General features: G+C 69.6%; 31 protein-coding genes. 13 read left to right on the plus strand and 18 right to left on the minus strand.

All coding sequences use genetic code 11. The features are described 5' to 3' along the window. From OQ968_RS17995 to OQ968_RS18015, 5 genes are read right to left on the minus strand one after another with little or no spacing between them, the layout of a single operon-like run. Entirely contained in the window at positions 1-1,047 is a 1,047-nt protein-coding gene (locus OQ968_RS17995; protein ID WP_324680312.1) for an MlaD family protein, read from the minus strand. Then, positions 1,040-2,119: an MlaD family protein gene (locus tag OQ968_RS18000; RefSeq protein ID WP_324680314.1), complete on the minus strand. Its 1,080-nt coding sequence runs from the start codon at positions 2,117-2,119 to the stop codon at positions 1,040-1,042. Before OQ968_RS18000 ends, OQ968_RS17995 begins: the two co-directional genes overlap by 8 nt. Next, positions 2,116-3,642, minus strand: coding sequence for an MlaD family protein (locus tag OQ968_RS18005; protein WP_324680316.1), 1,527 nt, complete (start codon positions 3,640-3,642; stop codon positions 2,116-2,118). The genes OQ968_RS18000 and OQ968_RS18005 overlap by 4 nt, the downstream gene beginning before the upstream one ends. After that, positions 3,643-4,500 carry an ABC transporter permease gene (locus OQ968_RS18010; protein WP_324680318.1) on the minus strand — a complete coding sequence of 286 codons (858 nt, stop codon included), beginning with the start codon at positions 4,498-4,500 and terminating at the stop codon, positions 3,643-3,645. A gap of 1 nt (position 4,501) precedes the next feature. After that, positions 4,502-5,377 (minus strand): MlaE family ABC transporter permease, encoded by an 876-nt coding sequence (locus tag OQ968_RS18015; RefSeq protein WP_420715945.1) that lies wholly within the window; start codon positions 5,375-5,377, stop codon positions 4,502-4,504. Positions 5,378-5,579: 202 nt separating this feature from the next. Here OQ968_RS18015 and OQ968_RS18020 point away from each other — a divergent pair, with 202 nt between their 5' ends. Continuing rightward, positions 5,580-6,188, plus strand: a complete 609-nt coding sequence (locus OQ968_RS18020) for a hypothetical protein (protein WP_324680320.1) — start codon at positions 5,580-5,582, stop codon at positions 6,186-6,188. Then, positions 6,188-6,682 (plus strand): Mce protein, encoded by a 495-nt coding sequence (locus OQ968_RS18025; protein ID WP_324680322.1) that lies wholly within the window; start codon positions 6,188-6,190, stop codon positions 6,680-6,682. The genes OQ968_RS18020 and OQ968_RS18025 overlap by 1 nt, the downstream gene beginning before the upstream one ends. A gap of 4 nt (positions 6,683-6,686) precedes the next feature. On the opposite strand, the gene OQ968_RS18030 is transcribed toward OQ968_RS18025, so the two are convergent. From OQ968_RS18030 to OQ968_RS18050, 5 genes are read right to left on the minus strand one after another with little or no spacing between them, the layout of a single operon-like run. Then, on the minus strand, positions 6,687-7,910 hold the full coding sequence (locus tag OQ968_RS18030; protein WP_324680324.1) for a lyase family protein: 1,224 nt from the start codon (positions 7,908-7,910) through the stop codon (positions 6,687-6,689). Next, positions 7,907-8,464, minus strand: coding sequence for a protocatechuate 3,4-dioxygenase subunit alpha (gene pcaG, locus OQ968_RS18035; RefSeq protein ID WP_324680648.1), 558 nt, complete (start codon positions 8,462-8,464; stop codon positions 7,907-7,909). Before pcaG ends, OQ968_RS18030 begins: the two co-directional genes overlap by 4 nt. Positions 8,465-8,477: 13 nt before the next feature. Then, the gene (gene pcaH, locus OQ968_RS18040; RefSeq protein ID WP_324680326.1) at positions 8,478-9,230 is read right to left on the minus strand and encodes a protocatechuate 3,4-dioxygenase subunit beta; all 753 of its coding nucleotides are present in this window, start codon (positions 9,228-9,230) and stop codon (positions 8,478-8,480) included. A 33-nt stretch (positions 9,231-9,263) separates the two neighbouring features. Continuing rightward, complete coding sequence (locus OQ968_RS18045; protein ID WP_324680328.1) at positions 9,264-9,749, minus strand: hemerythrin domain-containing protein; 486 nt, start codon at positions 9,747-9,749, stop codon at positions 9,264-9,266. Then, positions 9,746-10,678 (minus strand): Rieske 2Fe-2S domain-containing protein, encoded by a 933-nt coding sequence (locus OQ968_RS18050; RefSeq protein ID WP_324680330.1) that lies wholly within the window; start codon positions 10,676-10,678, stop codon positions 9,746-9,748. Before OQ968_RS18050 ends, OQ968_RS18045 begins: the two co-directional genes overlap by 4 nt. Before the next feature lie 205 nt (positions 10,679-10,883). Between OQ968_RS18050 and OQ968_RS18055 the strand changes: the two genes are divergently transcribed. Genes OQ968_RS18055 through OQ968_RS18075 form a run of 5 tightly spaced genes read left to right on the plus strand, consistent with a single transcriptional unit; the run spans position 10,884 to position 14,499 of the window. Further along, entirely contained in the window at positions 10,884-12,224 is a 1,341-nt protein-coding gene (locus OQ968_RS18055; RefSeq protein ID WP_324680332.1) for an aromatic ring-hydroxylating dioxygenase subunit alpha, read from the plus strand. Beyond that, positions 12,221-12,757, plus strand: coding sequence for a 3-phenylpropionate/cinnamic acid dioxygenase subunit beta (locus tag OQ968_RS18060; protein ID WP_324680334.1), 537 nt, complete (start codon positions 12,221-12,223; stop codon positions 12,755-12,757). Before OQ968_RS18055 ends, OQ968_RS18060 begins: the two co-directional genes overlap by 4 nt. Next, positions 12,754-12,999, plus strand: coding sequence for a dihydrodiol dehydrogenase (locus OQ968_RS18065; RefSeq protein WP_324680336.1), 246 nt, complete (start codon positions 12,754-12,756; stop codon positions 12,997-12,999). Before OQ968_RS18060 ends, OQ968_RS18065 begins: the two co-directional genes overlap by 4 nt. Then, complete coding sequence (gene hcaB / locus OQ968_RS18070; RefSeq protein ID WP_324680338.1) at positions 12,983-13,777, plus strand: 3-(cis-5,6-dihydroxycyclohexa-1,3-dien-1-yl)propanoate dehydrogenase; 795 nt, start codon at positions 12,983-12,985, stop codon at positions 13,775-13,777. The genes OQ968_RS18065 and hcaB overlap by 17 nt, the downstream gene beginning before the upstream one ends. Further along, positions 13,774-14,499, plus strand: a complete 726-nt coding sequence (locus OQ968_RS18075) for a class II aldolase/adducin family protein (RefSeq protein ID WP_324680340.1) — start codon at positions 13,774-13,776, stop codon at positions 14,497-14,499. The genes hcaB and OQ968_RS18075 overlap by 4 nt, the downstream gene beginning before the upstream one ends. A 117-nt stretch (positions 14,500-14,616) precedes the next feature. Here OQ968_RS18075 and OQ968_RS18080 read toward each other — a convergent pair whose 3' ends face one another. Both OQ968_RS18080 and OQ968_RS18085 read right to left on the minus strand, forming a co-directional pair. Continuing rightward, positions 14,617-15,450 carry an IclR family transcriptional regulator gene (locus OQ968_RS18080; protein ID WP_324680342.1) on the minus strand — a complete coding sequence of 278 codons (834 nt, stop codon included), beginning with the start codon at positions 15,448-15,450 and terminating at the stop codon, positions 14,617-14,619. A gap of 4 nt (positions 15,451-15,454) precedes the next feature. Further along, on the minus strand, positions 15,455-17,116 hold the full coding sequence (locus OQ968_RS18085; RefSeq protein ID WP_324680344.1) for an acyl-CoA synthetase: 1,662 nt from the start codon (positions 17,114-17,116) through the stop codon (positions 15,455-15,457). A gap of 98 nt (positions 17,117-17,214) precedes the next feature. Here OQ968_RS18085 and OQ968_RS18090 point away from each other — a divergent pair, with 98 nt between their 5' ends. After that, entirely contained in the window at positions 17,215-17,880 is a 666-nt protein-coding gene (locus OQ968_RS18090) for a DedA family protein (RefSeq protein WP_324680346.1), read from the plus strand. A 12-nt stretch (positions 17,881-17,892) separates the two neighbouring features. Here OQ968_RS18090 and OQ968_RS18095 read toward each other — a convergent pair whose 3' ends face one another. Next, complete coding sequence (locus OQ968_RS18095; protein WP_324680348.1) at positions 17,893-18,507, minus strand: TetR/AcrR family transcriptional regulator; 615 nt, start codon at positions 18,505-18,507, stop codon at positions 17,893-17,895. Between the two features lie 153 nt (positions 18,508-18,660). Here OQ968_RS18095 and OQ968_RS18100 point away from each other — a divergent pair, with 153 nt between their 5' ends. Next, positions 18,661-19,095: an anti-sigma factor antagonist gene (locus OQ968_RS18100; RefSeq protein WP_324680350.1), complete on the plus strand. Its 435-nt coding sequence runs from the start codon at positions 18,661-18,663 to the stop codon at positions 19,093-19,095. A gap of 14 nt (positions 19,096-19,109) precedes the next feature. On the opposite strand, the gene OQ968_RS18105 is transcribed toward OQ968_RS18100, so the two are convergent. Genes OQ968_RS18105 through OQ968_RS18115 form a run of 3 tightly spaced genes read right to left on the minus strand, consistent with a single transcriptional unit; the run spans position 19,110 to position 21,661 of the window. Beyond that, the gene (locus OQ968_RS18105; RefSeq protein ID WP_420715952.1) at positions 19,110-19,877 is read right to left on the minus strand and encodes a sulfite exporter TauE/SafE family protein; all 768 of its coding nucleotides are present in this window, start codon (positions 19,875-19,877) and stop codon (positions 19,110-19,112) included. Between the two features lie 36 nt (positions 19,878-19,913). Further along, positions 19,914-20,855: a catalase family peroxidase gene (locus tag OQ968_RS18110; RefSeq protein ID WP_324680354.1), complete on the minus strand. Its 942-nt coding sequence runs from the start codon at positions 20,853-20,855 to the stop codon at positions 19,914-19,916. Positions 20,856-20,872: 17 nt separating this feature from the next. Further along, positions 20,873-21,661: an SDR family oxidoreductase gene (locus OQ968_RS18115; protein ID WP_324680356.1), complete on the minus strand. Its 789-nt coding sequence runs from the start codon at positions 21,659-21,661 to the stop codon at positions 20,873-20,875. 189 nt (positions 21,662-21,850) lie between these two features. Here OQ968_RS18115 and OQ968_RS18120 point away from each other — a divergent pair, with 189 nt between their 5' ends. Next, a complete protein-coding gene (locus OQ968_RS18120) occupies positions 21,851-22,357 on the plus strand; it encodes a hypothetical protein (protein ID WP_420715953.1) in 507 nt (168 codons plus the stop codon). Positions 22,358-22,407: 50 nt separating this feature from the next. Continuing rightward, the gene (locus OQ968_RS18125; protein WP_324680358.1) at positions 22,408-23,967 is read left to right on the plus strand and encodes a long-chain-fatty-acid--CoA ligase; all 1,560 of its coding nucleotides are present in this window, start codon (positions 22,408-22,410) and stop codon (positions 23,965-23,967) included. A gap of 6 nt (positions 23,968-23,973) precedes the next feature. Here the strand turns inward: OQ968_RS18125 and OQ968_RS18130 are convergent, their stop codons facing one another. Together OQ968_RS18130 and OQ968_RS18135 are read right to left on the minus strand one after the other, a co-directional pair. Then, positions 23,974-24,804 (minus strand): enoyl-CoA hydratase/isomerase family protein, encoded by an 831-nt coding sequence (locus OQ968_RS18130; RefSeq protein WP_324680360.1) that lies wholly within the window; start codon positions 24,802-24,804, stop codon positions 23,974-23,976. An 86-nt stretch (positions 24,805-24,890) separates the two neighbouring features. Further along, positions 24,891-25,184 (minus strand): hypothetical protein, encoded by a 294-nt coding sequence (locus OQ968_RS18135; RefSeq protein ID WP_324680362.1) that lies wholly within the window; start codon positions 25,182-25,184, stop codon positions 24,891-24,893. Positions 25,185-25,289: 105 nt separating this feature from the next. On the opposite strand from OQ968_RS18135, the gene OQ968_RS18140 reads away from it, so the two are divergent. Together OQ968_RS18140 and OQ968_RS18145 are read left to right on the plus strand one after the other, a co-directional pair. Then, positions 25,290-25,610, plus strand: coding sequence for a helix-turn-helix transcriptional regulator (locus tag OQ968_RS18140; RefSeq protein WP_324680364.1), 321 nt, complete (start codon positions 25,290-25,292; stop codon positions 25,608-25,610). 1 nt (position 25,611) lies between these two features. Beyond that, positions 25,612-26,112, plus strand: a complete 501-nt coding sequence (locus tag OQ968_RS18145) for a hypothetical protein (RefSeq protein ID WP_324680366.1) — start codon at positions 25,612-25,614, stop codon at positions 26,110-26,112. Positions 26,113-26,173 lie beyond the last annotated feature (61 nt).

Raw genomic sequence — 26,173 nt, forward strand, 5'->3', positions numbered from 1 at the left:
TCACTTGCAGTCCTTGAAGTACTGGATCATGCCGAATTGCTTGGCGCGCCCGCTGATTGCGCACATCCACGAGTCGATCGCAAGCCCGTTGGGCAGATTGAACTCGACGACGGGGCCGTAGCCGGTGGCGTTGGCCATCCCGCGCAGCGCCACCGGGGCGACTTGCAAGAGATTGCGCACCAGGTCGTCGTGTTGGCCGATCATATTGGTGAGATCGTGCAGATTGGCGAACAACTCGTCGAGCATGGGGCGGTCGTCGACGACGATCTTGTCCAGCTGATCGACGAGTTGGGTCAGCGCCGCCAGCATGGCGTGGAAGGTGGCCTGGCGCGCCACCAGGTGGCCGAGCAGATCCTGCCCCTCGTCCATCATGTGCCCGAGGCCGGTCTGCTGGCGGCGCAGCGTGCTGACCACCCGCTGGGTGCTTTTCAGCAACGTGCCCAACTGGTCTCGCCGTCCGGCGGTGATCGTGGACAGCGTTTGCAGGTTCGCCACGGCCTGCGGAACCAGGGGCGGCACCCCGCCGAGTTGCTTGCCCAGCACGGCCAGCGACTGCGCGAATTGGTCGGAGTCCACCTGCTCGAAGGTGGTGGTGGCGTCCTCCAGCAGTGACTGCAGGTCGTAGGGCACCTCGGTGTGGGACAACGAGATCGTCTTGTCCGGTGGCGATCCCGGGCCCGCGGGCACCAGCTCCAGGTAGCGGGATCCCAGGATGGTCATCACCTTGATCACCGCGCGGCTGTCCTTGCCGAGCGCGACGTTGTCGCGCACGGTCAGACCGGCTTCCACGTGATCGCCGTCGAGTTTCATGCTGGTGACATGCCCCACCTCGATTCCGGCGATGGTGATGGGGTTGCCCGGCCGCAGCGACGCGGCCTGCAGGAATTCGGCGGTGTAGTGCGTGTAGCCGATGTTGAGGAACTTGACGCCCAGCGACGCCGCGACGAGTAGGGCCACCGCCGCCAGCGCCGCCAGCCCGAGCCAGGCCTTGTTGTAGGACTCCAGCGGGTGTCGCAGTAACCGCCGGATGCGTTGTGGGTCAGCCATTGGCCATGTTCCTGCATCGGGGGGTGTGCCACCCCAGGTTTTTCGGCGTGATCGGGTTGGCGTTGCCGGGCGTGGCCGCGTTGACGATGAACGTGGTCATGTCGTTGAGTCCGGGGAAGAAGCCGATGGCGTTCAGGTCGCAGGCGTACGCGTTGCCGTAGGAGCCTTCGCCGACGATGCGGGCCAGACCCTTGAGCAGCAGCGGCAGGTTGTCGCCGGTGAACGCGAGCTGGGGCTCGATCTCGGCCAGGTGCTTGGTGAAGCCCGGCTCGCGGGTGACGAGTTCGTTCAGCGACGGGTAGACGTCGTCGGCGATCGCCGACAGGCGGCGCGTGACGCGGGCGATCGAGCCCACCGAGTCCTGCAGCGAGGAGCGGCGGGCGTCGAATTCCGTTACCGCGTCCCGGGTTTGGCTCAGCGCGCGGTCCAGGTCGTCGTCTTGGGCAGCGACGGTGTCGCTGACCCGGGCGAGGCTGGTGATGAGATCACCCAACGCCTGGTCGCGTGCGGACAGGGTTCGGCTGATCGTCGACGTCTGCTCAACCAGCAGCGGGATGGATGCCTGATCACCTTGCAACGACTGCAGGACGCCCTTGGTCAGGTCGTCGGCGTCCTTGGGATTGAGCAGGCTGAACAGCGGCTCGAAGCCGTTGAGCAGCTTTCCGACGTCGAAGGAGGGATCGGTCTGCTGCACCGGGATCACGCTTCGGGCCGGCAGCGGGTTCCTGTTGCCGACCTCGCCGAGCGACAGGCCCAGGTACCGCTGCCCGATGATGTTCTGGTACGTGACCGACGCGACGGTGTTGCCGTACAGGCGCTGGTCGTTTTCCACGACGAACGAGACCTTGGCCAGTTTGCCTGCCAGCTCGATGTTTTCGACGCGGCCGACGCGCACGCCGGCCATCCGGACGTCGTCACCGACGCGCAACCCGTACACGTCGCTGAACATCGCCGCGTACGGCGTGGTCGGTCCGGCGACGTCGCGCCGCAGGGTGGCGTACACCAGCCACGTCACGGCGACGGCAACCGCCATGAACAGCGATAGGCCGATCGCCGGCCCGCGCACCTTCATTTCGGCCCGCCCGCGGGCACTTCCAGTGGTTTCAGTGAGACGGCCGTGCCGCGGGCGACCGGGCCGAGCAGCAACTGAGTGGCCACCGACGCGGGACCGCGCTGCCCGGTGATCAGCCCGAGCTGGTCGCGCTCGAGCCCGCTACCGACCGGCCCGACGTTGCCGCCGTACGAGGATGGCGCGGCCCCGGCGGGCGGTCCCGGCGGCGGGGGCGCGTCGTCGGGGTCGGCGGTTCCCGGCACCCGGGGAGCGGGACGGACGAGCAACGGCAACGGCGGGTTGCGGTCCTCCAGGCTGGGGTTGGGATTGACCAGCGGGGGCCCGACCGCGACCAGGTTGCCGTCGGGCCCGATCTCGGTGCCCGGCGGCGGCGCCAGATCGGTCGGGGGATGGTAGTTCTGCGGCAGCAACACGTCGGGCAAGTCCGGCCGCGTCTCCATCGTCGGCGCGGTGAAGCAGCTCGGCCCCAGCAGTTGGGCATAGCGGGGGCAGTCGGCGCGCGTGTAGGTGTAGGTCGGTGTCAAAGCCAGATTGACGCGCATGTTCCCGGTGTCGCGCTCGGGATCCCACACCTCGTCGAAGAACTTGTCCGACAGGCGGTTCAGCCTGGTGAAGATCGGCACGAACTTGTCACTGTTCAGCGCGAACACCCCCAGGGCGGGGGTAAGTTTTTGCGTCATCTCGATCAGCTGATCCGTGTGATTGTCGAATGCTTGCCTGTTGACGCCGAAGGTGTGTCGCGAGCCGGTGATCAACGACCGGAACTGCTCGCGCTTCTCGGCCAGGGTCTGCATCGGCTTGACCGCCTCGTGCAGGGTGTCGACGAGGTCGGGCGCGGTGGATTGCAGGCCGCGGGTGGCGTCCAGCAGCGCCGAGACGGTGGACGGGCCGGGATCGGTGGCCACGATGGCGTTGAGCTCGTTGAGCACCCGGGTCAACTGCGCGCCGGCGTTAAGCAACGCGGGGCGGCGGTTGTTCGTGGCCGCCGCGACGGCGGCCAGGATGCCGACGCTGTGGTCCTCGCGGCCCCGGCCGGTCGCGGCGAGGATGTCGCGGAGCTTGCTGATGGTGGTCTGAAAGATGACGGTCGACAGTTGGCCGTCTTCGGGAATGCGCGCACCGTTGCGGATGCTCGCGCTCGATCCGCGGTCGACGAGTTGCACCGACGACACCGCGAACACGTTGCTGGGGACCACGCGGGCGGTCACCGCGCCCGGAATGTCCTTGGCGTGTTCGGGTTTGAGATTGATGTGGACGTAGTTGGGCTTTCCGTAGGCCGCCGGGACGACGTCGTCCACGGCGCCGACGAGCAGGCCGTGGTATTTGACGTCGGATCGCGCGGGCAGTCCGTCGCCGACGTTGGCCAACTCGGCCACCACCTTGACGTAGTCGTTGAGCCGCCCGGTGGACTTCAACAGCAGGGTTCCGGTGATCAGCGCGGCCGCCACCAGCACCGCCACCCCCAATGCCAATAGCTGTCGGTCGGAGGGCCCGCGCCCGTCGAGGTCTAACGAATTCGGCATCTAGCCACCGAATCTCGCGCCGGCGTCGATGCTCCACAACGCCATCGTGAGCAGCATGTTGACCATGATGACGACGGTGATGCTGGCCCGCATGGCATGTCCGGCGGCCACACCCACGCCCTCGGGGCCGCCCGAGGCGTAGAACCCGTAGTAGCACTGCACGGTCGACGACAGCCACACGAACACCACGCACTTCAACACCGAGTAGGCAATGTCTTTGGCGCTCAACATCATCGTGAAGTAGTGCAGGTACGGTCCGATGGACCCGCCGCTGATGACGCTGGCCACAATCTGGCAGGTGAGGTAGGTGACCGCCAGGCACGCCACGTAAAGCGGGATCACGGCGACGACGGAGGCCATCAGCCGGGTGGTGACGAGGAAGGGAATCGGGCGGATTGCCAGCGACTCCAGTGCGTCGACTTCCTCGGCGATCCGCATGGCGCCCAGCTGGGCGGTGAACCGGCAGCCGGCCTGCATCGCGAAGGCCAGCGAGGCCATGATCGGTGCCAGCTCGCGGGTGTTGACCAGCGACGAAATGACGCCGGTCGCGGGGCCCAGCCCGAGTAGATTCAGAAAGTTGTAGCCCTCGACGGCGACGAGGGCGCCGGCGGTGAAGCCGAGCACGACGGCGACGCCCGCGGTGCCGCCACCGACGACGATCGAGCCGTTGCCCCATGCGATATTCGACAGCAGCTGCTGGAATTCCTTGCGGTATTGCCGCAATACGACCGGCACGGCGAGCAGCGCGCGGAAGAAGAAGACCAGCATGTGCCCCAGGCGAATGGTCGGCCCGGCCGCCGCTCGATAGACGCCGACCACCGGCCGCGCGAGGGTGGGGACGTAGGTGGCGACCGCCATGTCACAACCCCGTCCTGGGGAACAGCATGTTGTACAGCTGGCTGATCCCGACGTTGACGACCATCAGCACCAAAATCGATTCCACCACCGCCGCATTCACCGAGTTGGCCACCCCGGCCGGGCCGCCTTTGGTGAAAAGGCCTTTCTGGCAGGCGATTACCGCGACGATCGCGCCGTACACGACGGCCTTCAGCAACGCCACGATCATGTCCTCGGTGGTGGCGAACGACGAGAACGTCGCCACGAAACTGCCCGGTGCCCCCCGCTGGAAATAGACGTTGAAGAGGTAGCTGGCCAAAAAGCCGACGAAACAAGTGATCCCGGTCAGCCCAACCCCGATCATCACGGCGGCGGCGAAGCGCGGGACGACCAGGCGGCGGATCACCGAAACGCCCATCACCTCCATGGCGTCCGTCTCCTCGCGCATGGTGCGGGAGCCGAGGTCGGCGGTGATGGCGGACCCGACGGCCGACGCCATCAGCACCGCGGCCACCAGCGAGGCGGCTTGACGGATGACGGCAAGCCCACTCGCGGCCCCGGCCAGCGATGTGGCACCGACCTGGTTGGCCAGCAGCGCGAATTGGATGGAAAGCGTGACCCCGATGGGTAGGGCCACCAATACGGTTGGGAGAACAGCCGTCCCCGCCATGAATGCGCCCTGCCGCACGAACTCCGCCCACTGGAAGCGCCCGGTGAGCAGGTCCAGGACGCAGTACTGGATGGTGCGTATTGCCAGGACGTACTGCTCACCGAGCGTGTTCAGCGAGGCGACGGGGTGCCGGGCGACGTAGCCCGCGCTCCAGTTCTGGATAACCGCCGCACCGCGCGCCGTGTCCGCGGGCCGTCCCCCCGGGCGATCGCCGACACTGCTCCCCACGGCGGCTTATGTTAATCATGATTCGGGCCATGTGGGAAGACCAATCCAATAAATGGATCGAGTTGATCCCTTGACGTGTCGTTTCATTCGCGGCAATATCCCTTCCGGAGCGCCGTGATGTTAATAGCAGTTTCACGACCATGGAGGGCGTTCTCCGTGTCGTGACCGCCATGCCGGCATCCGGCTCCGGGGAAGGACGCAAATGGGTGTCGCGGGGGCGATGCGGGCGGGCGCCGGCTTGGCCTGCGCCGGGCCGGTGCTCGCCATCGCGGTGGCGCTGTCCGGTCACTCCGACGCCGATTCGGGTCAGCCTCCCCCGCCGCTGCCGACGTTCACCCCGACGCCGACGGACTGGTCGCCCAACTACCAGATTTGGCCGTACAACACGTTCACGTATCAGGTGACACCGGAGATGACCCGCGGCATGTCGGACGCGTGTCAGTGGTTCAAGGCTCGGTTCGACGCCCTGATGGGCCAGATCCAGGAGTTCGACCGCGCCCTCGGAGATCAACACGACGACTACTCGGCCAACGGTCTGCAGCGCCATGCCGATGCCGTGGTCGCCAACATCGACCAGTCGACGGCCTTTTTGGCGCCGCGGACGAAGCCGTTGACCATCACCAACAAGCCGGACAACTTCGGTCCGTATTCGCCGATATACGGCGGTGAGGCCATCACCAAGCTGACGTTTCAGCTGTCCCGTATCGGCGAGAGCATCAAGAGGAAGGAGCCGTCGGGGGTGACCCACGCAAATATCGTCGCGGCGGCCGGCTGGGCCGACTCGCTGCGGAACTCAGGGGCGTGCGACTGATGCTCACCGACACCGCCCGGCGCCGCAAGCTGGTCCGCTGGGTCGGCGCCGCCGTACTGGCCGCCGTGCTGGCCGGTGCGGGCTTCGAGGGATGGCTGCTGTTTCGGCACCACCAAACGGAAGTCGCCGCCGCCCAAGCGCTCGAGGCGGCCACGAGGTACACCCTTGCGCTGACAAGCGTCGACGCCGGCGCGGTCGACAAGAACTTCGCCGCGGTCCTCGACGGCTCGACGGGTGAATTCAAGGACATGTACACCAAATCCAGCGCCCAACTCCGGCAGGCGCTCATCACCAACAAGGCGGCCGCGCACGGCACCGTCGTCGACGCCGCGGTCAAGTCCGCGACGACGGCCAGGGTCGAGGTTGTGCTTTTCATCGATCAGTCGGTGAGCAACGCGGCCGCACCCGTGCCACAGCTGGACCGCAGCCGGGTCAAGATGACCATGGAGAAGGTGGACGGCCGGTGGCTGGCCAGCAAGGTCGAGCTGCCCTGAGCGCCTAGCGGCGATCGAGCACGCGCTCGGCGCGCGCCACGGCCTCGTCGATCAGCCGGCCGACGGCGCCGAGGTAGGTCGGCGACGCCGGCTTTCCCACCAGTTCGGCGATCGCGCGCTGTTCGCCGAGAACATCTGCCGCCCCGAGGTTTTCGGCCATCCGCGCGGGATGCACCTGCAGGCCCGCCAGCAGCTCGGCGCACTGGGAGCCCGCGACGACCGTCCGGCGCGCCAGCGTCCGCAGCGTGTCCCACTCGGCGTGCCACGAGCCGTCCGGGCGTTCGTCGTCGGCCAGCGCGGCGGCGGTGTGCAGGGTCGCGGCCGATGGCGGCGCCGCGATGGCGGCCCGCCGGATCAGGATGGACAGCACCGGATTTCGCTTGTGCGGCATCGACGAGGACCCGCCGCGCCTGCCGGTGGCCGGCTCGCTGAGCTCGCCGACCTCCGGACGGCCGAGGGTGACCACGTCCGAGGCGATGCGGCCCCAGCAGTCGGTGCAGCCGACCAGCGCGTCGGCGGCCGCGGTGACCGGCGTGCGCGTCGTGTGCCAGGGCGGCCGCGCGTCGAGGCCCAACGCGGTCGCCGTGTCCAGCACCAGCCGATCCGAGACGGCCACCGGATCGGTCGCGCCGGTGAGCGTCGCCAATTCGATTGCAGCGGACCGCGTCCCGACGGCGCCGCCGAGCTGGATCGGGGTGGCCAGCGCGCCCAGCCGCTCGCACGCGTCGAGCACGCCGTTCAGCCAGCCGGCCGCCTTGGCGCCGAACGTGGTGGGGGCGGCGGGCTGGGTGAGGGTGCGGGCCACCATCGGGGTATCGCGGTGCGCCCGGGCCAGTTCGGACAGCGCCGAAACCTGTTGCGCCAGTTGCGCCGTGACGGTGTCCGCGGCGGTGCGCACGCCCAGCATCAGGGCGGTGTCCAGCACGTCCTGGCTGGTGAGCCCGCGGTGGATCCACGGCGCGACGGTCGGGGCGGAGCGCCGGCGCAGCAGCTCGACCAGCCCGACGACCGGGTTGCCGCCGTCCTCGGCCGTAAGGGCGAGCGCCTCGCGGTCGTCGGCGCCGACCAGCCGCGACAGGTCCGCGTCGGCGCACCCGGCGGGCGCCAGGCCGGACGCGGCCAGCGCGCCCAGCCAGGCGGACTCCATCGCCACCATCGAGCGCAGCAGCGCCTCGTCCGTCATGTGCTCGCCGGCCCGGTGGTCGCCGGGCCACAGCAGGTTCGTCATGGCCCCCCGTCCCGGTACGCCAGGAACACCGTCTCGCTCGGGCCCTGCAGGTGGATGTCGAAGCGGTAACTTGTTCGGCCGCAATCGCTTTCGGTCGCACACAGCAGGGTGGCGCGCCGGCCGGCATCGAGCGCGCTCAACAGCGGATCGGCACGCAGGTCCGCGCCGGGCAGGTAGGCGCGGGTGAACAACCGGTGCAGCAACCCCCGGGCGAACACGACGAGGGCGAAGAACGGCGGCCGCGCGCCGCTCGGCCCGGGGGGCAGCGTGGTGAACGCGTAGCGCCCGGCGTCGTCGGTCGCGGCGCGCCCCCATCCGGTGAACCGGTTCACCTCCCGACGCAGCGAGCCCGCCTCTCGCGGGACGCGCCCCGCGCCGTCGGGCTGCCAGAGCTCGACCAGCGCGTCCGGGACCCCGGCGCCCGCGCCGTCGTACACCGTGCCGTGCAACCGCACCGCGTGCGGATCCGCGGCGTCCACCAGCTCGCTGCCACCGGGGTACGGCAACGCCATGCCGAAGAAGGGGCCCACGGTTTGCCCTGGGGTGCAAGCCAATTCAGCCCTGGATTCAGGCACGGTCTTCGGTCCAGGTTCGGCGGCTCCCGCAGACCACGATGTCCCACCGGTATCCGGTCGCGAACTCCGGCTGGGTGAGGTCGTGGTCGTAGGCGGCGATCAACCGCCGGCGCGCGGCGGGGTCCAGGATCGAGTGGAAGATCGGGTCCAGGTCGAACATCGGGTCGCCCGGGAAGTACATCTGGGTGACCAGACGCTGGGTGAACGCGGTGCCGAAGACCGAGAAGTGGATGTGCGCCGGGCGCCACGCGTTGTGGTGATTGCGCCACGGATACGGCCCGGGCTTGACGGTCAGGAAGCGGTATGACCCGTCGGGCCCGGTCAGGCAGCGGCCGCAGCCGGTGAAGTTCGGGTCGAGCGGCGCGGGGTGCTGGTCGAGCCGGTGCCGGTAGCGGCCGGCGGCGTTGGCCTGCCAGATCTCGATCAGCTGCCCGGCCACCGGCGCGCCGGTGTCGTCGAGGACCCGCCCGGCCACGATGACGCGCTCGCCGATCGGCTCGCCGGGATGGCCGGCCGTCAGGTCCGCGTCGTGGGGGTCGACGTCTTGGTCGCCGAAGCACGGCGCCCACCGTTCGACCTCGTCGGGATCGACAACCAGCGGAGGCTGTTTCGGGTGGCGCAGCGCGCTGCTGCGGTAGGGCGGGTAGTCCAGGCGCGGCTGGCAGCCGCGTCCCCCGCCCGCGCGCGCGATGCGGGCGATCTCGGCCGTGATGTCGGCCTGCGACGCGGCGCGCTCGGCGTTCATGAGCCGTGAGGCTACCCGCGGTTCGGCCCTCAGCTACAGAGCGCGCACCAGCGCGGCGCGCCCCCTCGTGCGCAGCTTGTGCAGCGCCGAGCCGCGGTATTGGTCGATCCGGGCGGCCATCTTGTCGCCCAACTCCTCGAGCTCGGCGTCGGTGATCTTGACCTCCGGCGGGGCGGGGATCATGTCGCGCTCCTCCTCGTCGGCGTGCGCCTCCAGCACGGTCTTGAAGGAGTTCCACTCGTCCTCGTAGCCCGGCGCGGTCTGCGGGGTCTTCAGCAGCACCGAAAGCTGGTCGATCACCTGCCGGTGCTCGGCGTGGGCGATCGCGATCAGCTTGCTGGCCGCGCCCAGCGCCGGGTAGTACAGGTCGTCCTCGATGCGGAAGTGGATGTCGAGTTCGATCAGCAGCTCGTCGAAAAGGGCATGCCGCTCTTCGCTGTTCGGCGGGGCCTCGCTGATCTTGCGACCGAGCCCCTTGATCACCACGTGGTGGTCCTTCAACACGTCGTATGCGTTCACTTGCCTACCTCCTCGGCACGTACCTCGACCATTCCGTCGACCAACCGGGCCTCGTAGCACGGCAGCGGCGCCGCGGCCGGGCCGCGCAACACCTCCCCCGACTCGGCCTCGAACCACGAGCCGTGCCAGGGACACACAACTCGCCCGCGATCGACCCAGCCGTCGGCCATCGGGGCCGCCAGGTGCGGGCAGAACTCGCCGAACGCCGACACCTCACCGGGCCTGGTCTGGCAGACCACCAGCCCCACCCCGTCGACCTCGACCCGCACCGGCCTGCCGTTCAGCGAGCTCGCCGGCAACACGGGCGTCCACTCGGTGGTGCGCAGCCGCTGTCCCGACTGGTCGATGCCGATGCCGGAGTCGAACACCAGGGCGCCGCCCAGGTAGCTGCCGCCGAGCGTGAGGCCGTAGCCCAGCGCGGTCAGCACGATCCCGCGGCCGTGACGCCCGCGGCGGCGGTCCCACCAGGACTGCGCGTACAGCGCGGTGGCCACCAGGTTCACCGCGCCGTGCACCAGCCCCACCCGGCGGTCCTCCTCGTGGGTGTGCTGCCAGTCGGTGGCGCCGGTGACGGCCGAGCCGATGCCCGCCAGGATTCCGACCCCGAGCGCCCGCGAGGCGAACCGCGCCGCGTCCAGGACCTCGGTGGCCGGCTGGCCCGGCAGCAGGCTGAGCGCGTCCAGCGCCACCGTGGTGCCGAGCGCCCCGCTCGTCAGCGACGCCAGCGGCGGATGAACCGGGTGCCCGAGCCACACGCCGTGCAGCGCGTTGGTGACCGTGTTGCGGGCCCGGCCGAGCCCGTTGTAGGCGAAGCTGAGCAGGTGCTCCAGCCGATAGCTCGGCCGATCCAGCCACGCCTGACGCCCGATGGCGGACAACACCCGCGGTCCGACGTTCCGCAATCGGCCATCCCGCGACCGACCAGCCATGACCACCCGTCCTTCCTCAGATACAGATCTATGCGTGCGATAAAGACGCAAACACGGCGATTTGGTGCCGGAACCACCGTAGCGGCACCCGGCGGATCGTCAATTGTGGGGCGCCTGTGAATCGGCTGGGGGCCGCGGTTTGACCGGCGGGCCGGGCTGCGGGATTCTACTTAGCGGAAGTTATTTCTGTAGAGCAGAGTGAGCGATGGCAGTTCAGCGCAGCGATTTGGCCGGAGTTCTGGAGAACGTCCGCCGGGGGATGATCCCCGCCCACATCTACAACGACGGGGAGTTGTTCGCGCTGGAGCGCGAGCGGCTGTTCAGCCGGGCATGGACGTTCGTGGCGCACGAGTCGGAGATCCCGCAGGAGGGCGACTACGTGGTGCGCCGGGTCCTCGACGACTCCTTCATCATCGCCCGCGGATCGGATGGCAAGGTGCGCGCCCTTTTCAACATGTGCCTGCATCGCGGAATGCAGGTCTGTCGCGCCGAGATGGGCAACGCCTCCAACTTCCGCTGCCCGTATCACGGCTGGACCTACCGCAACGACGGCCGGCTCACCGGCCTGCCCTTCCACCGGGAGGCCTACGGGGGCGACGACGGGTTCGCCAAGAACCAAACCCTTTTGCCCGCACCGAATTTCGCGAGCTACAACGGCCTGCTGTTCGTCAGCATGGACCCGAACGCCGAGCCGCTCGAGGACTTCCTCGGCGACTTCAAGTTCTACCTGGACTACTACACCAAGCAGAGCGCCGGCGGCGTCGAGCTGCGCGGGCCGCAACGGTGGCGGATCAGGGCCAACTGGAAGATCGGCGCCGAGAACTTCGCCGGCGACATGTACCACACGCCGCACACCCACGCGTCGATCGTCGAGCTCGGCCTGTTCCGCGAGCCGAAGGCCCAGAAGCGCAAGGACGGCGCCACCTACTGGGCGCACCGCGGCGGCGGCACCACCTACAAGCTGCCGCCCGGCGGCTTCGAGGAGCGGATGCGCTACGTCGGCTACCCCGACGAGATGATCGGCCGGATCAAGGAGGTCTGGACGCCGCGCCAGCAGCGGGTGGTCGGCGACGACGGGTTCATGATCTCGGCGGCCACCTGCTTTCCGAACCTGAGCTTCGTGCACAACTGGCCCAAGATCCGCAACGGCGACCGGAAAACAGAAGTCCTGCCCTTCATCTCGATCCGGCTCTGGCAGCCGATCAGCGCCAACGAGACCGAGGTCTGCTCGTGGTTCGCGGTGGACTCCGCCGCTCCCCCGCAGTACAAACAAGACTCGTACAAGGCATATTTGATGTGCTTCGGCTCGACCGGCATGTTCGAACAGGACGACGTGGAGAACTGGGTGTCGCTGACCACCACCGCCGGCGGTTCGATGGCGCGGCGGCTGCTGCTGAACAGCCGCATGGGCCTGCTGCCCGACGACCGCCCGGTCGTCGAGCCGCTGACCGCCGAGTCGTTCCACGGGCCGGGCCGCGCGCAGGTCGGCTACAACGAGCACAACCAGCGCGCGCTGCTGAACCTGTGGGCGGACTACCTCTCATGACAACGGCTCTGTCTTCACTGCCCTTTGATGACGTTCGGCACCTGCGGGCCCACCAATTCCTGGTGGACGAGGCCTACCTGTTGGACGCCCAGAGCTACGAGGCGTGGCTGGACACGCTGACCGACGACGTCCGCTACGTCATGCCGGTCCGCGTGACCACCGCGCGCGGCGCCGGATTCGACACGCAACCAGAGATGGCGCATTTCGACGAGGACAAGTACTCCCTGACCCAGCGGGTCGCGCGCTTTGCCACCGAGCACGCCTGGACCGAGGATCCGCCGTCGCGGCTGCGGCACTTCATCACCAACGTGCGTAGCTTCGAGGGCGAGGACGACAAGCATCTGCTCGTGGAGTCGGCCGAACTGCTGTTCCGCAGCCGCGGGGACGTCAACGAGAGCGCGCTGGTGTCCTGCGGGCGCCAGGACGTCTTGCGGTGGTGCGACGGACCCGAAAAGACACTGAAACTGGCCCGGCGCACCATCATTGCCGACGAGTCGGTGCTGCGGATGCAAAACCTGGCGGTGTTCCTGTGAATGGCGAGCCCATCACCGTCGCAAACGAATTCACCGAGGTGGTCGTCCAGCGCGTCGACACCCGCAACGGGTCGCGGCTGCTGATCAGCGCGCCCCGCACCGGGCGGTCGATCAGCCTGGACGCGCTGGAGGTGGAGGCGCTGACGTGGCAGAACCCCCGCACGCTCGCGGCGATGGTCGGCAACCCCAACGCCCCACTGCTGCCCGACGAGGCCGAGGAGGACGATGACGGGCTGGCTTGAAGGCAAGCGCGCATTGGTCGTCGGCGCCGGTTCGGGGATAGGCCGGGCCGTGGTCGACGCGTTCGACGCCGAGGGCGCGAAAGTCGCTGTGCTGGAACGTGATTCCGGCAAGTGCGAGAAGTTGCGGCGGGAGTTGCCCGGGGTGCCGGTGGTCGAGGGCGACGCCGTCACCGGCGAGGCCAACCAGCAGGCCGTCACCGCCGCCGTGGACGGCCTCGGCGGGCTCGACGTCCTGGTCAACTGCGTCGGGGTCTTCGACTTCTACAGGGGGATAACCGATCTCGACGCCGACGGCCTCGCGGGGGCGTTCGACGAGATGTTCCGCACCAACGTGCTGAGCCATCTGCAGTCGGTCAAGGCGGCGGTTCCGGCGTTGCGGGCCGGAAACGGGTCCTCGATCGTGCTGACCGAATCCGCGTCGTCGTTCTACCCCGGGCGCGGCGGCGTGCTGTACGTGTCGTCGAAGTTCGCCGTCCGCGGCCTGGTGACGGCATTGGCGCACGAGCTGGCGCCCGAGATCCGCGTCAACGGCGTGGCGCCGGGCGGCACGCTGGGCACCGACCTGCGCGGCCTGGCCAGCCTGGGCCTGGACGGCGTGCGCCTCGACGACACCCCCGACCGGGCCGGCGATGTGGCCGCGCGCAATCCGCTGCACGTCGCGCTGGACGGCCGCGACCACGCCTGGAGCTACGTGTTCCTGGCCTCCGACCGGTCCCGCGGGATCACCGGCGAAACCATCCGTCCCGACGGCGGATTCGGGCTGGGCGCGCCGCGATGACAAGCCTCGACGAGCAACGCGCGCTGGTGGCCCAGGGCTGCCGGGTGGCCGCGGCCCGCGGCCTGGTCGACGGCATCCTCGGTCATCTCGGCCTGCGGGTCGACGACGAGCGCCTGCTGATCCGCTGCCGCAGCGACACCGACGCCGGGGTGGCGTTCACCCGGCCGACCGACATTCGGCTGATCACCCTCGACGGAACCCCCGGCGCCGCAGGCGAACTCGACGGTTACCGCGTTCCCAACGAGCTGCCGATCCACGTCGAGACCATGCGCGCCGATCCGCGGCACCGGGCCGTCGCGCATCTGCACCCGCCGGCCGTCGTCGCCGCCGACCTGGCCGGCATCACCCTGAGGCCGATCTACGGGGCCTACGACATTCCCGGCGCCCGGCTGGCGCGCGGCGGCGTGCCGGTCTACGAGCGCGCGGTGCTGATCCGGAACTCGGCGCTGGGCAAGGAGATGGTCGCGGCCATGCGCGGGCGGCCGGTGGTGATCTGCCGCGGCCACGGGATCACCAGCGCCGCAGCGACGGTGCCGCAGGCGGTGCTGCAGGCGATCAGCCTGGACGCGCTGGCGCGGATGGCGTTGCGGGTGCGCTCGGCAGGCGGCACCCTGACCGGCATCGCCGACTCCGATTGGGACGACCTGCCGGACCTGGGGCCGGCGTTCACCGCCGAGGCGGCCTGGCGCCACGAGGTGGCCCGCCTGGGCGACGAGGCGTAGCGGCCAAGTCACAAGTTCGTATCCGCTTTCCGACACCCGGCGGATGTGCCGAGGCCGCGGCCGCGGCGAGCTAAGCGTTCCAGCGTGGGTGAACTGGAGCGGCGGCGGTTCGGGCGCTCAGCCCAGCTGATCGCCGATTTCCTTGGCCGCCTTGGTAAGTGCGGCGGCCACCGAGGCGTAGCGCGCGGTGCCGAGGCGATTCTGCGGGGCGGCGGCGTTGAGCGCGATGCGCAGCCCGGGCGCCCGCGTCGGTATGGGGACCGCCACCGAAGCGACGCCCTCCTCGCTCTCCTCGCGGTTGACCGCATATCCCCGTTCGCGGATGCGCGACAGCTCCGCCTCCAGCTCGGTGCGGCTGCCGATCGAGCGAGAGGTGATGCGCTGCAACCGCTCGTCGGGCAGCAGTTGACGCAATTCCGGCTCGGGCAGCTGGGCCAGCATCACCTTGCCCGTCGAGGTGCAGTGGGCCGGCAGGGTGCGGCCCAGCCGGGACGCCACCCGCACGGCGGCCGGGCCCTCGACCGCGGCGACGAAACGGACGCCCGCGCCGTCGAGCATGCCGACATGAATCGTTTCCCGCAGTTGCTCGCTGAGGGCGCGCATGATCGGCGTGGCGGATCGCTGAATGTCGATGCGGCCGAAGATCGCGAACGCCACCCCGGTCAGCGACGGGCCGGGCAGATACGCCTTGGACACCGGGTCCTGGCGGACGAACCCCCGATAGGCCAGCATCGCCAGCAGCCGGTGCGCGGTCGACGACGCCACACCCAGGTAGCGGGTGGCCTCGCTCAGCCGGATCTGCGGCTGCTCGCCCAGCAGCAGCAGCAGCTTCAGCGCGTTGTCGACGGATTCGATCGGATATTGCGGCGCAAGCGAATCGGCGCCCGATCCGGCGCCCGCGTCGGCGTCCGATCCGGCGTCCCCGGGGTCCGGCCGACCCTTCTTCTGCATGGATTCACGGTAGCCGGTGCCGCGTCGCACCACCCTGCGACACTTGGGCTTTGGCCCACCGGTGGTCGGCCTTGCCGGACGGCGAGCGCTGCACCCGGTCGCAGAACACGATCTCCTTCGGCAGCTTGTAGCGGGCGATGTGGCGGCCGGCCTCGGCGAGGATGCCGTCGGCGTCGGGCGGCGACCCGTCGGCCAGCTGCACGATCGCGACCACCTCGCTTCCCCACCGCGCGCTGGGGCGGCCCGTCACCACGACGTCGTAGACGTCGGGGTGCTCCGCGATCGCGGCCTCGACCTCCTCGGCGAAGATCTTCTCGCCACCGGAGTTGATGGTCACCGAATCCCGGCCCAGCAGCTCGATCTGGCCGTCGGCGTGCCAGCGCGCCCGATCGCCCGGCACCGAGTGCCGAATGCCTTCGATGACCGGGAAGGTGCGCGCCGTCTTGTCCGGATCACCCAGGTAGCCCAGCGGTATCAGGCCCTGCTGGGCCAGCCAACCGATTTCGTCGTCGCCCGGCGACAGGATCCGGGTGAGATCCTCGCTGACCACCACGGCGCCCGGGTTCGGCGCGAACCGCCCGGTCACGCCCTGCGCGCGGCTGGAGACCTGCCCCATCTGGGAGCCGGACTCCGACGACCCGCCCGCGTCCAGGATGGTCAGGTTCGGCAGCAGCTCGACGAATCGCTGCTTGAGCGGCGCGCTCAGCGCCGCGCCGCCGGTGACCAGCACCAGCAGCCCGGACAGGTCGTAGTCGCCGGACTCGAGTTCGTCGACCAGCGGCCGCCCGAACGCGTCGCCGACGATCGACAACGACACGACGCGTTCCCGGCTGGCCAGCGCCCACACCTCGGCCGGGTCGAAGTGGGTGGTCGTCGGCGCCATCACGAACGGCCGTCCGGCGCACAGGTTGATGAACGCCGCCCACTGCGCCGCGCCGTGCATGAGCGGTGCGGCCGTCATCGATCCCGGCCCGTCGGGACGAGACCGCTCGACGATCTCGTCCAGGCTGGTCACCATTTCGCCGGTGCCGTAGGTCCGGCCGCCCATGGCGTTCATGTAGATGTCGTGCTGGCGCCACAGCACCGCCTTGGGCATCCCGGTGGTGCCGCCGGTGTAGAGCACGTACAGGTCGTCGGGCGACACCGCGATGTCGAGCGGCTCGTCGGGCGTCGACGCCAGCAGCTCCTCGTAGCGCACCGCCCCGGGGAGTGGGGCGTTTCCGGACCCGTCGTCGACGTGGATCAGCCGCATCGGCGCCAGCCGGCCCGTGCCCAGCACCGCGGCCAGCGTCGGGGCGAACCGCGCGTGGTACATGACGGCGTCGGCGGAGGCGTTGTCGAGCAGGTACACCAGCTCGTCGGCGACGTAGCGGTAGTTGACGTTGAACGGCGCGACCCGCGCCAGGTAGGCGCCGAGCATGGCCTCGAGGAACTCGTTGCAGTTGGCCATGTACAGGCCCAGGTGGCTCTGGCCGGATTCGTGGGCCGCCAGCTCGGCGCGTTCCCGGCGCACGCCCAGCCCCCACGAATGCAGCGCGCGGGCGAACCGGCGGGCACGCTCGTGGGTCTGGGCGAAGGTGAAGCGCCGGTCCCCGAACACGATGCAGTCCCGGTCGGGGTTGGCCTCGGCCACCGCCGAGAACACCTGGGCGAGATTGAATTCCACGGGGTCTCCTGCCGCCGGCCGGTCGGTGCGGCGCGTGCCAGGGCCACGCTACAGCGCATTACTGCGCGCATCGGCCTGTCGTCGGGCATCCTTGACCAATGGACGTTCAGGCCTTGCTGCACGCGGTCCCGCCGCTCGCGGTCTACCTCGTCGTCGGCGGCGTGGTCGGGATCGAGAGCCTGGGCGTTCCCCTGCCCGGCGAGATCGTCCTGGTCAGCGCGGCCCTGATGTCCTCGCAGCACGACCTGGCCGTCAACCCGGTCGGCGTCGGCGCCGCCGCCGTCATCGGCGCCGTCGTCGGCGACTCGATCGGCTACAGCATCGGGCGCCGGTTCGGCCTGCCGCTGTTCGACAAGCTCGGCCGGCGTTTCCCGAAACACTTCGGCCCCGGGCACGTCGCGCTGGCCGAAAAGCTGTTCAACCGCTGGGGCGTTCGGGCGGTGTTCTTCGGTCGTTTCATCGCGCTGCTGCGGATATTCGCCGGGCCGCTGGCCGGCGCGCTGAAGATGCACTATCAGCGCTTCCTGGCGGCCAACGTGTCCGGCGCCATCTGCTGGGCCGGCGGCACCACCGCGCTGGTCTACTTCGCCGGGATGGCCGCCGAACGATGGCTGGAGCGGTTCTCCTGGATCGCGCTCGTCGTCGCCGTCGTCGTCGGCCTCGCCGCGGCAATCCTGTTGCGCGAGCGCACATCCCGCGCGATCGCCGAACTCGAGGCCGAGCACGAGCGCAAGGCACGAGAGACCGCCGCCGACGCCGCGTGAACCCTCCGCGGACTAGCCGACCGCCTCACCGGTGTCCAGCGCCGGCCGGTGCTCCTCGATGAGGGTGCGCGCCATCTTCTGGGCGCGCCGGGCGGCCTCGGGATCACCCACGGCGGCGAGGATGATGGCGCCCTTCATCAAGATGTGCCAGGACCACGCGAAGTCCTCGATGTCGGACAGGCCCGCCGCGATGGCGCGCTGGCGGACGATGTCGCGGACGTTGTCGATGTGGGCGACGCTGGCCCGGCCGGCCGGGTGATCCGCGCCCAGCTCGAGCAGCACGTTGATGAACGAGCAGCCCTCGTAGCCGTCGCGCAGCTGAAACCAGTCGTGCATGACGTCGAAGATCGCCAGCAGCTGTTCCTCGGGCGTGGCGCCCCGCTCGCGTGACTGCGCCTCGATCAGGCCGTGGGTCCAGAGCTCTTCGCGGCGCTGCAGCACGGCCAGCACGAGGTCGTTCTTGGTCGGGAAGTGGCGGTAGAGCGTGGCCCTGGCGACGCCGGCCCGCTCGATCACCTCTTCGGTGCCGACCGCGCGGATCCCACGCCTGCTGAACAGCTCGTATGCAGCACTCAAGATGCGTTCACGGGCCGGCGCGGCGGGTGTCCCGACATCGGGTGTTGTCATGACCCGACTTACGATACTCATAGGCCGCGACCAGTAGACAGACAGCCCTGTCTCGTTATACAAATGAGATTCGCACTTCGCGAAAGTCTGTCTTCAGACTGCAGGACGGGCATCCATCCCAGCGCCGCGGCGCCGGTCGATTAGGAGTCCACCATGAGTCCGGTCATCGCAGAACCCCTGTCCCCCCACCTGATGCTCAGCGCGCGGCTCGTCTACGAGCTGGGCGACCCGCACAGCACGCTGCGGGCCACCACCGATCGGTTCGGCGCCGCGGTGCTCATCAACGCCGGCGGCGAGATCGACGCCTGCAACGAGCGCACCTGGCGCCGCCTGGTCACCGAGGCCGGCGCCGTGGTGACCCCGCCCGGGCACCTCGTCGTCGACGTCACCGGCCTGGACTTCATGGGCTGCTGCGCGTTCGCGGTGCTGGCCGAGCAGGCGCAGCAGTGCCATCGCCGCGGCTTCGAACTGCGGCTGGTCAGCCGCCAGCCCGTCGTCGCCCGGATCGTGGACGCGTGCGGGCTCGGCGCCCTGCTGCCCATCTACCCGACCGCGGACTCCGCGCTCGCGGACGGCAGCCGCTGGTGAGCTGACGCCGCGGGTCACACGGTGAGCAGGCGGTACAGCCCGATGAGGCCCACCACGACGATGGTGGAGCGCAATGCATTTGGTGACAGGCGGCGCCCGTAGCGCGCGCCCAGCCACCCGCCCGCCAGCGAGCCCGCCGCGATGATCCCGGCCACCGTCCAGCTGATCCGGTCGAAGGCCACCAGCGTATAGCTCAGCGCCGCAACGACATTCACCACCAGCGTCAGCAGGTTCTTGGCCGCGTTCATGCGCTGCACCGATTCCGGCAGCAGCGCGCCCATCACGCCGACCAGCAGGATGCCCTGCGCCGCGGTGAAATAGCCGCCGTAGACACCGATGCCGAACGTGGCGAGCACCAGCACGGCCTTGCGCGCCGGCGTGATGTGCTCGGGCGGGCGGCCCGCCTCCTCGGCGCGCCGGCGCGCCCACGACTGGATCCGCGGCCCGAGCACCACCATCACCAGGGCCAGCACCAGCAGCACCGGCACCACCCGCGCGAACACCCGCGGGGGCAGATGCAGCAGCAGGAAGGCCCCGAGCCCCGCGCCGGCCAGCGACGCCGGGATCTGCCAGCGCAGCCGATCCCACTGGCCGCGCAGCTCGGCGCGATAGCCCCAGGTGCCCGACACGCTTCCCGCCACCAGGCCGACCGCGTTCGACATGGTCGACGTCACCGGCGGATAGCCGAGGGCCACCAGCGTCGGGAAGGTGATCAGCGTGCCCGACCCGACGAGCGCGTTGATCGCGCCGGCGGCAAACCCGGCCAGGCCGATCAACAGCAGGTGGGACGGCAGCACTCCCGGGGAGCTTAGTCGGCGTCAGATGCGCGGCGCCGCGGGTCCGCGATCCACGCCGGTGCGCAGCTTGACCGACGCCGAGTACGCGCGGGTGCGGAACCGCAGCACCGGGTCCTCGGAGGGCTCGATGCCGTCGGTGACGCGCATCGGGTCGAACACGACGATGTCGTCGCCGCGCTCGCGCTCGGTGTCCGGGCCGGTGATGTCGAGGGTGCCGACGGTGACGGTCTCGGTGCTCTGCCAGGGCGCCGAGGGGTCCACCGTCGAGTCCCTGGGTCCGGCGACCTGGACGCGGAAGTCGAACCGCACCGGCCCGCCCGCGAGGCGGGCGTTCAGCTCGTCGGCGAGAAAGTCGGGGCCCTTGCAGCGGGCGGCCGATGCCGCCAGGTATTCCTCCCCGGCGGTCGGGACCAGGTGGTAGCGAACGAATCTGGTGCTGCCGTCGGCGGCCGTCCAGCGGAAGGCGTGCAGCCCGTGGTATTCGACGGTGCCGTAGCTCGCTGGGATCCGGCCGGCGTCGCGCAGCAGCGGCAGCGCGCCGAGCAGCCGCGGGTGGGTGAGGAAGTGGCGCGCCATGCGCAGCGGCGCGGCCGGGCCCGGCCGCATCGCCTTGAGCAGGTCGACGAAGCCGTCCGGCGTGGCCGACAGGAACAGCCGGGCGGTCTGGGCCGAGACGTCGGTGGTGGAGCCGTCGGGCAGGGTGAACTTCACCGCCATCCCGCGCACGCCGGGCGAGTTGTCCGGCTGCGCCGGGTTTCCCGATCCGTTGGAGAAGCGGATCAGGGCCGGGACCGTCGAGCCGTCCAGATGCTTTGCGCGGGAAAGCAACGCCGCCTCGGGGGTCGCGGTGAAGGTGCCGCGGTACAGCGTGCCCTTCGCGTGCAACGCCCGACAGCCCGGCTGCGCTCCCCCGGTGCCCCGGATCGCCTCGATCGCGTCGTCGGGAGAGACCGGATCGCCCATTGCCGAATCCTAAAAGCTCACTGGGGCAAACCGAAGAGTTTGACGACCCCGTGATCGCGGCCCGCCGTGTAGCCGCCGTCGACGGCGATCGCCTGGCCGGTCACGAAGGAGGCGTCGGGCGACAGCAGGAAGGCCGCCATGGCCGCGACCTCCTCCGGCCGGCCGAGGCGTTGCAGGGCATGCTCCGCGGTGATCGAGGCCAGCGGGCCCTCCATCCCCGGCAGGCCGAAAATGCTTTGGGCCATTGGTGTTTCGATGAAGCCGGGACAGATCGCGTTGGCCCGGATGCCGCTGGGCCCATAGTCGAGCGCGATGTTCTTGGTGAGCAACACGACGCCGCCCTTGGCCGCGTTGTACGAGCTGCCGCCCGCCGTGCCCTCCAAACCCTCGATGCTGGCGACGGTCACGATCGACCCCCGCTCGCCGTCGACGCGTTCCTGCCCGATCATCCGGGCCAGCGCGGCCTTGGCCACCAGGAACGTGCCGGTCAGGTTGATTCCGATCACCCGGTCCCACTCGGCGCGGTCGAGCAGGTGAACGGGGCCGCCCCCGGCGACGCCGGCGGCGTGGAAGACCCCGTCCAGGCGGTCGGGCACCGCGTCGAACACGGCGGCGATCGCGGCCTCGTCGGTCACGTCGGCCGTCACGAACCTGAACTCGGGACGGTTGAGCTCGGGTAGGTCCGGCGGGGGCGCCAGGTCGGCGCCGACGACGGTGCCGCCCTCGGCGAGCAGGCGCCTCGCGGTGGCCAGGCCGATGCCCGACGCCGCGCCGGTCACCACGAACGTGCGGTCACTACTCGCCATGTCGGATCCTTCGTCGTAAGTTGTGCCGCAGCAATGTTGACACACCGCATAGGCTCGAGTCAGCGAACGCCCACCACCAAGGGCGCCGACCACGCATGCGGAGAACCAATCACTGTGGTGCACAACGGGTTACGAGAGCGTGGCGAGCGGCGGCGGCCCATCCCCGTCGCCGCCGTCGTCGCGGCGGCCATCCTCGTCGCCGCCACACCCACAACGGCGCGGATCGTGCTCACCTCGGCCGACGCGATCGCGATCGCCCAGGGCGTCTGGATCACCCCCGCGCCCGGCTGGACGCTCGGAAACCGGGGCCCGAATTGGGTGGCGCTCAACAACGCCGACACCAGCGCGCAGCTGCGGGTCACGGTCAAACCGGCCCCGGGACTGGACGCCGCCGCGGTGCTGCAGTCCGACATCGATCAGTTCACCAACTCGGCATCGGCCATCCTGGGCAACGTGCAGACCCTGGGCGCGCCCGGCACCAAGGCGCTGCAGGGCGGGAAGTTCCAGCAGGAGGCCTTCACCGATTACACCGCCGACGTGTTGACGCAGCAGGGCGCCATCCCCGTCATCGGCACGTTCAGCGAGCTGCTCAACACCTCGAACGGGCAGTCGGCCTTCGTCGACTTCAGGCAGGGCGGCAACGCGACGGCCCAGGCCGCCGGCGACGGCGCGGCGATGATCGATTCCATGCTCTGATCGCGCTCTGATTGCCCGGCGCCCTCGGGCGCGCCGTAGCGTGGGGGGCTATGGAGACCGCCACCGACACCGCGGAGACGCTCGCCGGATTCGTCGAGCGACACGCGCAGCGCAGGCCCGACGGCATCGCGATTCGCTACGGGGACCAGAGGTGGTCGTGGGACGACTGGGCGTCGCGGATTCGCCGCGCGGCCGGGGCGCTGCGCGACGCCGGCGTTCGGCGCGGCCACGGCGTGGCGTTCCTGGACAAGAACCACCCGGCCTGCCTGGAGGTCCTCTTCGCCGCCGCGTCCATCGGCGCGGTGACCACGGTCGTCAACTGGCGCGTGATCGGGGACGAACTGGTCCACGTCCTCGACGACTGCGGCGCCCGGTTGCTGTTCGTCGGGGCCGAACTGTGGCCCGCCGTCGAGCCGGCCGCCGCCCGGGTCCCGGGTCTGGAGCGCGTCGTGGTGGTGGGCGGCGACGGCGACGAGTACGAATCCCTGCTCGCCGCAGCGCCACCCGCGCCGACCGACGCCGACGTCGCCGGCGACGAGACCGCGTTGGTGATCTACAGCTCGGGCACCACGGGACGGCCGAAGGGCGTCCTGCTGAGCCAACGCGCGCTGGTCAACCACTCGGCGAACCTCGCCCCGGCGTTTCCGTTCGGCGACGGGGACGCAAACCTGGTGGCGATGCCGTTGTTTCACGTCGGCGGAATCGGATACGCGCTTTTCGGCATCAGGGCGGGGGTGCCGACCATCATGACGCGCGAGCCCGACGCGGCGGCCCTGATCGGGGCGATGCGCGCCGGCGCGACGCACGCGTTCCTGGTGCCCCCGGTGATCGCCCGGTTCCTGGACGCCGGCGAGGCCGCGAGCGCGGCGCTGTCGGGCCTGAGCCACCTGGTGTACGGGGCCGCGCCCATGCCGCTGCCGTTGCTGCATCGGGCGCTCGCGACGTGGCCGGACACGAATTTCGTGCAGGTGTACGGGCAGACCGAACTGTGCGGCGCGGTCACCGCCCTGACCGACGCCGACCACCGCGACGCGGCCCGGCCCGGCTTGCAGCTGTCGGCCGGAAAGGCGGTGCTGGGCACCGAGATTCGGGTCGTCGATCCCGACACGGGCGACACGCTGCCCGCCGGGGAGCCGGGCGAGATCTGGGTGCGAAGCAACCAGAACATGACCGGCTACCTGAACCGCCCGGAGGCCACCGCCCACACGATCACCGCCGACGACTGGGTGCGCACCGGCGACATCGGCCGCCTCGACGCCGAGGGCTACGTCTACATCGAGGACCGGCTGAAGGACATGATCATCACCGGCGGCGAGAACGTGTACGGCCCCGAGGTGGAAAGCGTGCTCATCGAGCATCCCGCCGTCGCCGACGCCGCGATCATCGGTGTGCCCGATGACTACTGGGGCGAATCCGTGAAGGCGATCCTGGTGGCCACCGACGAGGTCGACCCCGGCGAGATCATCGAGTTCTGCCGCCGGCATCTGGCTGCCTACAAATGCCCGCGAACCGTCGACTTCGTCCCGGAGCTGCCCCGCAACCCGAGCGGGAAGATCCTCAAAACCCAGCTGCGCGAACCGTATTGGGCAGGCCGCGCGCGGAAGGTGTGAGTGCCTTTATAGCCGTCCCTCGACCCGCAGTTCCGGATGCACCCAATCGGGCGAGCGGCGCTCCTTGAACGCGCGGAAGCCCTCCCTCGCCTCGGCGTCGGACAGGCTGGCGGTCATGCCGATGCGGTCGTAGAGGCCGAGGTAGTTGTCGATGCTGGACTTGATGACGCCGCGGGCGCGCGGCGCAGTCCGGCAGGCCTGCGCCAGCAGATCCTTCGCCGCGGCGAGCAGGCCGTCGTGGGGCACGACCCTGGTCACCAGACCCCAGTCGAGGGCCTCGGCGGCGGTGAGCACCCGCCCGGTGAACATGAGGTCGCGGGTGCGCACCGGCCCGATGACACGCGCGAGCATCTGGCTGTAGTAGGTGTCGGCGTAGCCGCGGAACAGCTCGGGCACCCGGAAGGTGGCCCGCTCGCTGACCACCGACAGGTCGCTGCACAACGCGATCTGCATGCCGCCGCCCTGGCACAGCCCGTTCACCGCGGACACGATGGGCTTGGCCGAGGTGCGGACCGCGTCGAACGGCGTGACGTCCATGCCCAGCGCCGACCCGAAGGTGATCCAGTCGTCGGCGCCACCCCCGCCGCCCATGTCGCCGCCCGGGGCGAAGACGTCCCCGGTTCCGGTGATCAGCAGGCCGGCCAGATCCGGGTCCTCGTTGAGACGTCCTACGGCATAACGGATTCCGAAGTACATCGCCGGCGTCATGGCGTTACGGGCGTCCGGGCGGTCGATCGTGCACACCGCGATCGGCCCCTGGCGATCGAACGAAAGATACGGGGTGCCCAGCCAATCGCCTTCCGGCGGGCGCGGGCTGGTCTGCGGGTTCTGCGTCACGGGACTCCTCTCGCGGCGGCGCCGTTGGCCGCGCCCGCCGTCGGCTCGCTACTGTAGCGCTTACAGTATGCGGTGGGCTCGCCCGGCTATAGGTACGGCAGCGTGGCCGCCTCGGTGGTCTCGGAAGCGTTGTCGATCAGGTTGCGAAGTTTGTCCTGAAGTGTCGTCGTCGCCTCGCCCACGGGTTTGTCGCAAAACCGGCAGTGCACTTTGAACTGAGGCTGGTCGCCTTCGTCCGGCCAGAACCGCCGCGGCCCAACCTGGGCTCCCGGGTCGTAGACGATCTGCTGATGCGGGGCCTCCTTGAGAACCCTGCCCACGGCGTGCATTTGCGGGCATTCGAGTTTCAGGATGCCGATGCCCTCTTGGTTGCCTGCCATCGTCCACCGTCCTTGGGTCTGGTGCGTCGCGCCCGCCCATTGTCGCCCGAGAGCAGCGGCGGCAAGCCCGCGGTATGTCTATAACAGTTCTGTTATACTTTTGCCATGGCGGGCTATGGGGCGGATCTCATCCACGAAGCCCGCCGGCGCGCGGGACTCTCGCAGGCAGAACTTGCCGCCCGCGCCGGCACCGCCCAACCGGCCATTGCCCGATGGGAATCAGGGGGCACCGCGGTGAGCCTCGATGACGTGATGCGCCTGGTGCGGCTCTGCGGATTCGACTTGGAACTGCACCTGGTGCCGCGCGATGACAGCGATCTCGCTCAGGCCGCCCGTCTTGCGTCGTTGTCGGGCCAGGAGCGCCTGGCGCGCCATGACCGCCTGACACGCCAGCTCAGCGAATTGCGCCAACACAGTCAGGGCTGATGTGGAACTCGACCTGCCCACCCTGTTCGAGGTGTTGCACCGGCACCGCGTGACCTATGTTCTGATCGGCGGGCTTGCCGCGGTCTACCACGGCTCACCATTTCCCACCGAAGATGCCGACATCACCCCGGAGCCCGGCCGCCGCAACCTCGTTCGCCTGAGCGCCGCACTCAGGGAGCTCAATGCGCGGGTTCGGACTGAAGCTGCCCCCGAGGGCCTGCCATTCGCTTGCGATGAGCAGGCGCTGGCGGCGGAAACGTGGAACCTGGTCACTGACGCCGGCGACCTCGACATCTCGTTTCAGCCGGCGGGAACACACGGCTACCGGGATCTGCACCGCGACGCCACCTCAGCCGAAATCTACGATGTCACAGTCGAGATCGCGTCACTTCGTGATGTGATCCGGTCCAAGCAGGCAGCGAACCGTCCCAAGGATCAACGAGTGCTGCCAACGCTGCGAGAGATATTGGCTCACCGAAAAACTGATGAAACTCCTGCATGAACGTGAGTGGCTCCGGCTGGGAACCCTCAGAGCGTCAGTACCCGTCATACAGTCTAGAATA

Origin of the sequence: Mycobacterium sp. 663a-19, from assembly GCF_035616495.1 — a bacterium.
Classification (GTDB): domain Bacteria; phylum Actinomycetota; class Actinomycetes; order Mycobacteriales; family Mycobacteriaceae; genus Mycobacterium.